At 61.6% G+C, this 8,610-nt stretch carries 10 protein-coding genes and 3 pseudogenes; 6 read left to right on the top strand and 7 right to left on the bottom strand.

Annotated elements, in window-relative coordinates; genetic code table 11:
* A pseudogene (locus tag QCE88_RS41720) lies at positions 1-286 on the top strand (SDR family NAD-dependent epimerase/dehydratase); the annotation flags it as partial.
* Here QCE88_RS41720 and QCE88_RS41715 read toward each other — a convergent pair.
* Positions 283-2,934, bottom strand: a complete 2,652-nt coding sequence (locus tag QCE88_RS41715; protein ID WP_409018341.1) for an ATP-binding cassette domain-containing protein — start codon at positions 2,932-2,934, stop codon at positions 283-285. The pseudogene QCE88_RS41720 and the gene QCE88_RS41715 sit on opposite strands and share 4 nt — an antisense overlap.
* Positions 2,934-3,209 (bottom strand): hypothetical protein, encoded by a 276-nt coding sequence (locus tag QCE88_RS41710; RefSeq protein WP_309911890.1) that lies wholly within the window; start codon positions 3,207-3,209, stop codon positions 2,934-2,936. Before QCE88_RS41710 ends, QCE88_RS41715 begins: the two co-directional genes overlap by 1 nt.
* Before the next feature lie 248 nt (positions 3,210-3,457).
* On the opposite strand from QCE88_RS41710, the pseudogene QCE88_RS41705 reads away from it, so the two are divergent.
* Positions 3,458-3,886: pseudogene (locus QCE88_RS41705) on the top strand (transposase); the annotation flags it as partial.
* Complete coding sequence (ligD, locus tag QCE88_RS41700; protein WP_309911889.1) at positions 3,885-5,033, top strand: DNA ligase D; 1,149 nt, start codon at positions 3,885-3,887, stop codon at positions 5,031-5,033. The pseudogene QCE88_RS41705 and the gene ligD, both read left to right, overlap by 2 nt.
* 40 nt (positions 5,034-5,073) lie before the next feature.
* On the opposite strand, the gene QCE88_RS41695 is transcribed toward ligD, so the two are convergent.
* Positions 5,074-5,295, bottom strand: coding sequence for a hypothetical protein (locus QCE88_RS41695; protein ID WP_309911887.1), 222 nt, complete (start codon positions 5,293-5,295; stop codon positions 5,074-5,076).
* Positions 5,296-5,651: 356 nt separating this feature from the next.
* On the opposite strand from QCE88_RS41695, the gene QCE88_RS41690 reads away from it, so the two are divergent.
* The 3 genes from QCE88_RS41690 (at position 5,652) to QCE88_RS41680 (ending at position 6,578) form a co-directional block, all read left to right on the top strand.
* Positions 5,652-5,930 (top strand): type II toxin-antitoxin system RelE/ParE family toxin, encoded by a 279-nt coding sequence (locus QCE88_RS41690; RefSeq protein WP_309911886.1) that lies wholly within the window; start codon positions 5,652-5,654, stop codon positions 5,928-5,930.
* 10 nt (positions 5,931-5,940) lie between these two features.
* The gene (locus tag QCE88_RS41685; protein WP_309911884.1) at positions 5,941-6,237 is read left to right on the top strand and encodes a HigA family addiction module antitoxin; all 297 of its coding nucleotides are present in this window, start codon (positions 5,941-5,943) and stop codon (positions 6,235-6,237) included.
* A 98-nt stretch (positions 6,238-6,335) separates the two neighbouring features.
* A complete protein-coding gene (locus QCE88_RS41680; RefSeq protein ID WP_309911883.1) occupies positions 6,336-6,578 on the top strand; it encodes a hypothetical protein in 243 nt (80 codons plus the stop codon).
* 331 nt (positions 6,579-6,909) lie between these two features.
* Here the strand turns inward: QCE88_RS41680 and QCE88_RS41675 are convergent, their stop codons facing one another.
* The 4 genes and pseudogenes from QCE88_RS41675 to QCE88_RS41660 all read right to left on the bottom strand — a co-directional run.
* Positions 6,910-7,263 (bottom strand): GIY-YIG nuclease family protein, encoded by a 354-nt coding sequence (locus tag QCE88_RS41675; protein ID WP_309911881.1) that lies wholly within the window; start codon positions 7,261-7,263, stop codon positions 6,910-6,912.
* Between the two features lie 68 nt (positions 7,264-7,331).
* Entirely contained in the window at positions 7,332-7,556 is a 225-nt protein-coding gene (locus tag QCE88_RS41670; RefSeq protein ID WP_309911879.1) for a site-specific integrase, read from the bottom strand.
* Positions 7,468-8,187: a hypothetical protein gene (locus QCE88_RS41665; RefSeq protein ID WP_309911878.1), complete on the bottom strand. Its 720-nt coding sequence runs from the start codon at positions 8,185-8,187 to the stop codon at positions 7,468-7,470. Before QCE88_RS41665 ends, QCE88_RS41670 begins: the two co-directional genes overlap by 89 nt.
* A gap of 101 nt (positions 8,188-8,288) precedes the next feature.
* A pseudogene (locus tag QCE88_RS41660) lies at positions 8,289-8,516 on the bottom strand (transposase domain-containing protein); the annotation flags it as partial.
* Positions 8,517-8,610: the final 94 nt, after the last annotated feature.

The raw sequence follows: 8,610 nt of genomic DNA, 5'->3' as shown, positions 1-8,610 counted from the left end.
CACGCCCGACGACGTCACCGGTCCGGTGAACCTCGGCAATCCGCATGAACTGTCGATGCTCGACATCGCGCGGCGCATCATCGAGTTGACGGGGTCGTCATCCGAGATCATGTTCAAGCCATTGCCGCTCGACGATCCCTGGCATCGCCAGCCGGACATCTCGCTTGCGCGCGACTTGCTCGGCTGGGCGCCGTCCACGCAGCTCGACGAAGGCTTGCGGCACACCGCACAGCATTTCCGCGGCGTCATCGAAGCCGCCGATGCACGCGCCGCGCATGCCGTTTAAACGCTGCGCGCGGTGACGCCCTCGATGGTGGCAATCAGCTTCGGCGCGGGCACGGGCTTGGTCAGGTGGGCCTGGAAGCCCGCCGCCTGGGCCCGCGCGCGCGCCTCGGCCTGAGCAAAGCCCGTCAGCGCGATAGCAGGCATGCGCTCGGCCAGCGACGCGCCGCGGCTTGCCTCTTCTTCGCGTATCAGCCGCAATACGTCGTAGCCGTCCTGATCGCCGCCCAGCACGATATCGCACAGCAGGACGCCGGGCCATTGCGCCGTGGGCAAAGCGCGCAGCCGCGCCAGCGCTTCGTCGCCGGACGCACATGACACCACCTGCGCGCCGACGGTCTCGAGCACGGCCTCGAGTGCATCGCGAGCTTCTTCCTGATCGTCCAGCACCATGACCGTGATGCCGGAGAGCGCATCCTCGGCGGTACCGGCATTGATGTGGGCATCGTCGAGCACGGGGCGCAGCGGCATCGTCGCGACATAGGCCACCTGCCTGTCGATGGTGCGCGCTGCGAAGCCCCCGCCAATCTCCGTCAGCGCCTTCTCCAGCCGGCGCATCTGTTGCCGCGACAGTTCCACCGGCGCGGCGCGCTGTCCCATCACCACCAGCGACGCATGATTGCCTTCTCGGAACACGCGCAACTCGACGCGCTCCCCACGCGCCGCCGTGCCGATCTGCACGCGGCACAGCTCCGCGACGATCTGCTGCAACACGCCCGCGTCACCCGATACGCGCAAGCCCGGTTCGGTCATCACCGTATAGAGATTCACGCCGCGCGTCGCGATCTCTTCGTGGAGCGCATCGATCACGCCGCTCACCAGCGCATCGAGCCCGACCGCTTCCGCCGATATCTTGCGCTGCGCATGTTCGAGTTCGCCTTGTTGCCATTGCAGCGACCACATGCGGGCATACACGCCATCGAGCGCGAGAAGGTCGTCATGCTGTCCCTGCTCGACGATACGTCCATGCTCCATCACGAGGATCCAGTCCGAATCGACGACAGTGGACAGACGATGCGCGATCACGATCGACGTGCGTCCTTCCGCCAGCCGGTCCAGTTCGTTCTGGATGGCACGCTCGGAACGCGTGTCGAGCGCGGACGTGGCTTCGTCGAACACGATGACGCGCGGATTCTTCAGGATGGCCCGCGCTATGGCGATACGCTGCCGCTCGCCGCCCGAGAGCCGCACGCCGCGTTCGCCTACGCGCGTGTCGTAGTGATCCGGCAGGCGCTCGATGAACCCGTCCAGCTGCGCGGCGCGCGCCGCCTGCACGATCTCGGCGCGCGTGGCGTCCGGTCGCCCATAGCCGATGTTGTAGGCGATCGTATCGTTGAACAGCACGGTGTCCTGCGGCACGATGCCGACGGTCGCGCGCAGGCCGTTCTGCGTCACCTGCGCGATATCCTGACCGTCGATGCGAATGGCGCCCGATGTCGGTTCATAGAGGCGGAACAACAGCTTCACGAGCGTCGATTTGCCCGAGCCGCTGCCGCCCACCACGGCGAGCTTCTTGCCCGGATGCGCGCGAAAGTCCACATCGCGCAGGATCTGCCGCGCCGGGTCGTAACCGAACTCGACGTGCTCGAACTCGATCTCGCCCGCCGTCACGACGAGCGGCTTCGCACCGGTCTCGTCGATGTCCTCGCGCACGCGCCCGCGCGACAGCAGGATGTTGAACATGCGCTCGACGTTCACGATAGCGTCGTTGGTCTCGCGAAACACGAAGCCCAGCGTGTTGAGCGGATTGCACACTTGCACGATGTAAGCATTGACCAGCACGAGATCGCCGACGCTCATCGTTCCCGCCACCACCTGCTGCGCCGCGCGCAGCATCACGGCCGCAATGCCCGCGGCGATGATCGTGCTTTGCCCTACGTGCAGCAGCGTCAGCGCGCGCTGGTTCGCGACGCGCGCGTGAACCCATTGTTCGAGCACACCCGACAGACGCCCGCGCTCCGTGTCTTCGCTGGCGAAGAACTTGACGGTTTCGTAGTTGAGCAGGCTGTCGACGAGGCGGCTGTCCGACTGCGCTTCCAGTGCGTTCACGGCACGCTGGTAGCGCATGCGATAGCGAGTAAAGATAAGCGTCCAGACCGAGTACAGCACGAAAGTCACGCCGATGATGACCATGAACTCCAGCGAGTAGCTGCTGACCATCACCGCCACGACGGTACCGATCTCGATCAGCACCGGCACGATGGTGAACAGCGACGTGCCGAGCAAAAAACCCACGCCATCCGCGCCTTTCTGGACATCGCGCACCACGGCGCCGGTTTCGCGCCTCGCGTGGAAGCGCGCGCCGAGCGCATGCAGATGCGCGAACGTTCGCTCCGTGAACGACGCGACGGTGCGCTGCGTGACGATGCTGAAGACCACATCGCGTGCTTCGTTGAGCACATCGCCGAGATAGCGCAGCAGCACGTAGGCGAGGATCAGGAAGACGGGGAAGATGACGCTAGATGCCGGGTGACTGAACTCGTCGATGACCCGCTTGAGCAGCAGCGGCACAGACACCACGGCAAGCCGCGCGCCGATCATCAGCACCAGCGCGGCCGCCGTCTGATAACGCCATGCCCAGACCGCGCGCCACAGATCGCTGACGATGCGTCTGCGAACGCGCGTGCGATCCCGGTCCTGCGCAGCCGGGATCACTCCTTCCAGTCCTTGCGATTGGCCGTTCCAGGACCGGATGCACCACCGTGCTGCTTCTTCACGCGTTGCTCTTCGGTGCGCTTCAGCGTGGCGGGATCGGTGCCGGACTGGCCCGCCGCCCCTGCACCGCCCGCAATGCCCGCGGACTTGCCGGCGCCGTCGTCGCTGGGCGATATATTGCCGGGCGGCGCGCCGTTTTGCTGAGCCCACGCGGCGCTCATGCATGCACCTGTCAGTGCAACCATGAGCGCGGATTGCAGAAATCGCTTCATCGGCGTCCTCCCTGTTTGGCGACTAACGCGAATTCGTCAGCAACGCGTGCGCCAGATGCGAAACACTGGCTGAAGAGCCTGCTTTATTCATAGGAAGCGGGAGCGCCATATGCTGCACCGAAGATGTACGCCTTTCACGGAGACGATCATGTATTCCCTAGGGAAACGCTGATTTATTCGGCTGGGTGGTCATCGCTGGCGTAGCTAAGGACGTTATAGAAGGCAAATCACGGAACAGACTCACACTGATGAAGAGGCAGATCGGCTTCGCGGAAGCGGAAGTTGCAGGCAAGAAGCGAGTGACGAGGCGCCAACGCTTCCTAGCTGAGATGGAGAAGGTCGTTCCGTGGCAGCGCTTGCTGTTGGCAGTCGAGCCGCACTATCCGAAAGGCACGCGAGGCCGCCCGCCGATTGGCTTGGAGCGAATGCTGCGAATCTATTTCTTGCAGCAGTGGTACGGGCTGTCCGACGAAGGACTGGAAGACACCCTGTATGACAGCATCGCGCTGCGAGCCTTCGCCGGCATCGATCTGGCGGTCGAGAACGTGCCTGATGCAACCACGCTTTTGAAGTTCCGGCGCCTTCTGATCGAACACAATCTGACACGCAAGTTGTTCGACGAGATTGGCAGCTCGCTGTGCGAACGTGGGCTGATGATGAAAGAAGGCACACTGGTTGCTTCAAGCCAAGCCCGCCTTCTACAACGCGCCTCAACCCGAGCGTGATCGCGAGTTCTATTGGCTCGCGCCCGACATCGTGGCGGAGGTGTCCTTCCTGGAGTGGACGCCCAACGGAGAAATCCGGCATCCCGTGTTCCATGCTCTGCGCGAAGACAAACCTGCCCGGGCGGTCACAGAAGAGAAGGTAGTTGGCGATTCCGAAATACGGCATGTCCGTTCGAAACGCGAACGACATGGGCCGCGCGGCACGGTCATCATGGGCGACATCAAGATCAGCAACCCACAGCGCGTGATGGATCAGACCTCATGCCGTATCAAGCTCGACATCGTGCGCTACTACGACGCGATCGCCGAATGGGCATTGCCCTACCTGCACGCCCGACCGCTTGCGCTCGTACGCGCGCCGGACGGTATCGCGGGCGAACTGTTTTTTCAGAAGCATTCCGAGCGCGCGCGTATTCCCGGCGTGGAAGAGTTGCCCGTCAACGTCTATCCAGGACACAAACCGCTGCTGGTAGCGAACACCGCCGACGCGCTGGTCGGACTCGCTCAGATGAGCGTCGTCGAAATGCACTCATGGAACGGCGTAGCGCCCGATCTGGAACATCCCGATCGCGTCATCTTCGACCTTGATCCCGATCCCGCGCTGCCCTGGTCAGCGATGCTGGAAGCCGCATCACTTGTCAAAGTTGTCCTGGATGAACTCGGCCTGCGCTCATTTGCAAAAACCAGCGGCGGCAAGGGTTTTCACATAGTCGTGCCGCTCACTCGTCGGCAGGGCTGGGAGGAAGTGAAGCTTTTCTCACAAGCGGTCGCACAGCACATGACGCGCGTCGTGCCGCAGCGATTCTCGGCCGTGCTGGGCCCGAAAAGCCGCGTCGGCAAGATCTTCATCGACTATCTGCGCAATGGTCGAAGCGCCAGCACGGTGGCCGCGTTTTCGGTGCGCGCCCGCCCCGGCATGGCGGTATCAATGCCGATATCGTGGGATGAGTTGACGGATGTAAAAAGCGGCGAGCATTGGACGATGGCGCAAGCCATCTACCGACAACGCGCGCTTGCAGCGGACCCGTGGGGCGGCTACTGGCGCACGCGGCAAGGCATCACTGCCGCGATGCGCCGCGCAGTCGGCATGAAGCGCTAGACAAGTAGCCCTTCTGCCGATCGACGACGCCTAAGCTGTGTTACCCACGCGCCTCGGTGCCCTTCAGTTCACCGTGCTTGTGTGAGTGCGTCGCCGCATATTTGAGTTCGAAGTGGGCGCCCTTGCCGCTTTTCGTCGGCGGAAAATGTTCGCCCTCGACACACGTGACTTCGAATGTATCCTTGCCGTCGTCATGAACGACGGAGTAGATGCCGGACACCTTGACGATCTCACCGGGCTTGTACGAGCTGTCGCCTGCCATCGTTGTACCTCCTCCGTAAAGAACAACAATTAGCCGAGCAAGGCGTGTTCCTGTGGAGTCGGGCAAACGACCGCCCGCGATTTATGCAGCGGGTCGATGTTCGTAGTAAAGCCGTTCTCGATCCTCGGGAATCACACTTGGGTAGGTCCGACGCCTGCGATTCAACCGGGCATCGACATTCTCACGCTTGATCGGGACGATGCAGTTCACGCCGCACTCGAGAACGCACCCACCAGTGATTTCGGTGCTTGCAAATTATCTTCCCTTTATGTATAGTGTAACTATACGCTACACGGTGTAGCGTAGTCCATTTCGGGGGATGGATCACATGATCGACGGCCGTTATTGGGAAAACCATGATCAAATCATGGCGCCACAAAGGACTCGAGGAGTTCTTCGTCAGTGGAAGTAAGGCAGGCATCCGCCCCGACCACGCATCCAAATTGAAACGTCAGTTAGCCCAGCTCAATGCGGCGCAGTCGCCGCAGGACATGAATATTCCAGGCTGGAAGCTTCATGGATTGGAGAGACATCTGGTAGGCCATTACGCTGTGAGCGTTAATGGCAACTGGCGGATGACCTTCAGATTCGAAGGTACTGACGTTGTCTTGGTGGACTACCAGGACTACCACTAGGGTTCAGTACATGGCTCAAATGTTTAACCCACCTCACCCGGGTGAAACGCTCCGGGAAGACGTACTTCCCGAGCTCGGATTGACGGTGACTCAAGCGGCCGAACAGCTTGGCGTTACACGCGTGGCGTTGTCGCGCGTATTGAACGAGCACGCTGGCATATCGCCAGAGATGGCCCTTCGGATTGAAGGGTGGCTCGGTGTCGAGAACGGCGGCCGCGCAGACGTATGGCTGGCTCAGCAGACGGCCTATGACCTTTGGCAAGCGCGCTCCAGGGGGGCGCCCAAGGTCGAGCGCGCGCACGCGTGATGCAGGCTTCGCAATATCGAGGGCGCTTCGGCGCCCTTTTTTATGGAGCGCGCGATCGAATGACCAGAATGATGCGCCCCATCAACCACGAGGGATTTATGAACGAAGAACACAAGAAGGCGCTTGGGATCGACGACACGATGAGCGTCACCTATACCGGCTCGAAAAATGAAAATCGGAAGGGCCAAGACAACGACATCGAGTTCTATGACGTGTTTGATGCTTCAGGCGCGCTCATTGCCAAGTGCGAAGTGCGGGAATCGATGGGCATCTATCCGCCGCATAAGAAGACCACCGAACTGAGGAAGTTCGCGCCGAACGGCGTGGCCCGCCTCGATTGACCCTTCGGTCATGGAGGCAAGCGAAGGCGCGCGTCAAACGGATCAAGGGCGCTCCAGCGCCCTTTGTGATCCTGACGGGCGGCGTCAACCTTCCAATGGGCAATCGGGCCAAGCAGCGCACCGAAGATGCTCTACGCATTGACGGCCGACCTCTACCCAGCTCTTCTCCTCATCTCCGATGCCGGAGATGTCTTCGCGAAAAATCCAAACAACGACGTTGCGCCGAGTCTGCTCGCAGCGATATGCCACGGTTTCCATCATCAACCTCCTTTGAAGGACAAATGGATGATGGAAGTCTTTTGTCACGACCTACACGGAGCAAGCCCCGCACTCAACGGCCCATACTCAGGTGCGCTGTGATGATGTAGGAGGCGATCTTGCCAAGCGACTCGAAATCGAGCTCACACCAGTCGATGTGTTCGTGGATGTATTCGATCGCTTCGTCCGCCTGGATGTCGAACCACTCGCCATTGACGCGGCGGCTGGCAAAATGCCGGTGACATTGAGCTTCCGAAGCAACGCAATTCGCGACACGCGCGTACAGCACGTTGATGGTTGGCACTGGATGCGCCCCCATGATCGACCTTTGGCGCTTGCTGCCAGTCCTCGTTGTGCGACCGATCTTGCAGCGGGTCGAATAGGCGTCAAACAGCACGTAGAGATACCCTTCCAACCCCTGACTCATTCCGCCTGTGCCTCCCAGGTGTACCTCGTGGTGACCCTCGCAAACTCCGTCGCAAACGGTGAACGGATTTACGCGTTGGACGTCTTCTGCGCCGCCACGCCGGCATAGTAGCGAGCGACCTCTTCGACTACCCGTTGTTTCTCGGCTTGCACATAGATGGTCGTTGTCTGCAGCGATACGTGACCTAATACCTTCTGCACGACATCAATCAGCACGTCCCTGGCGACGGACTGGCTCCCGAAGGTATGGCGGAATGCATGCGCGTTCACGCGCCCGAAGTCGCGCACGCTCATCCAGGCTCAGGGTATCCATGGTCTCGATCAGCGTTTTCGTCATGCGACCGATCAGTCGGTTGAGGCCATCGGCGGTGTAGCCGGCCTCCTCCGCTTTTGATGGAACGCTGAATCCGTCTTCGTTCTTTCCAGCCTGCGCCTGCCGGTGACGTCGGCGCGACGCGTCCGTCCACGGGATGAAAATCGGCGCCAGCAGCGGCCCCGCATGCACCTCGGTAGGCACCTCGACATGGACCACACCGTGCCCCTCAACGACGCCCTCGACATCGAACACTCTCCCCCGGTCGACCCAATGCGCGCGCAACGCGCTGAGTGTCGCTGCACTCACCGGCACCGTCCGTTCACGCTGCCCTTTGCCGACGATGGTCAGTTCCCAAACCGGCCGCTCGAGTGTGCCGTAAGCCGATGGCTTGAGATGTTCGCGACGGGCCGACGCGGCTTCTTCGCGCCGTAGCCCCGAATCGCCCATCAGCAGAATCGTCGCGCGCAACGCCCGCCACTGCGAAGCGTGCCCCGGTGCCGACCGCACATCGAGCTCGTCGCGCAGCTTGCGCCACAACTCCGCCGGCAACGCGCGATTGATCTGCATGGAATTCGCGCGGCGAATGATCGGCGGATCATTGACGGCCACCCACGGATTACCGTAAGCACCTCGCGACGGCCGTTCGCAACGGGACGTTCGCGTGAGGCATGATCGGGGAATCAGGCTACGTGCTTCTCACTGGTCGGCAATCAGGCAGTAGACGCGGGTAAGTCAGGGTGCGGGGGCAGCTTGCTGGCCATGTTCCAGGGCAGCAGTTCATCGACGCGGTTGATGGGATGGTCCGCAATATGAGTCAGGACGTATTCGAGGTAGGCGCGCGGGTTGATTCCGTTGAGCTTGCAAGTTCCGATCAGACCGTACATAGCGGCGGCCCGCTCGCCCCCGCTGTCGGAGCCCGCGAACAAGAAGTTCTTCCGGCAATGCACATATTTGCATTGACGCAAAAATTATCTGTTCGTCGGCTCCGACAGCGGGGGCGAGCGGGCCGCCGCGATGTATAGCTTGATCGGG

The organism is Caballeronia sp. LZ035 (assembly GCF_031451175.1).
Taxonomy (GTDB): Bacteria; Pseudomonadota; Gammaproteobacteria; order Burkholderiales; family Burkholderiaceae; genus Caballeronia.
Note: the sequence above shows the minus strand (reverse complement) of the source record. Positions and strands in the feature narration are given on the sequence as shown.

Bases quoted from the DNA above. Each gene is read 5' to 3' on its own strand.
- QCE88_RS41710 (WP_309911890.1), bottom strand. From the start codon at position 3,209: ATGAAGCGATTTCTGCAATCCGCGCTCATGGTTGCACTGACAGGTGCA.
- QCE88_RS41695 (WP_309911887.1), bottom strand. From the start codon at position 5,295: ATGGCAGGCGACAGCTCGTACAAGCCCGGTGAGATCGTCAAGGTGTCC.
- QCE88_RS41690 (WP_309911886.1), top strand. From the start codon at position 5,652: ATGATCAAATCATGGCGCCACAAAGGACTCGAGGAGTTCTTCGTCAGT.
- QCE88_RS41685 (WP_309911884.1), top strand. From the start codon at position 5,941: ATGGCTCAAATGTTTAACCCACCTCACCCGGGTGAAACGCTCCGGGAA.
- QCE88_RS41680 (WP_309911883.1), top strand. From the start codon at position 6,336: ATGAACGAAGAACACAAGAAGGCGCTTGGGATCGACGACACGATGAGC.
- QCE88_RS41675 (WP_309911881.1), bottom strand. From the start codon at position 7,263: ATGAGTCAGGGGTTGGAAGGGTATCTCTACGTGCTGTTTGACGCCTAT.
- QCE88_RS41670 (WP_309911879.1), bottom strand. From the start codon at position 7,556: ATGAGCGTGCGCGACTTCGGGCGCGTGAACGCGCATGCATTCCGCCAT.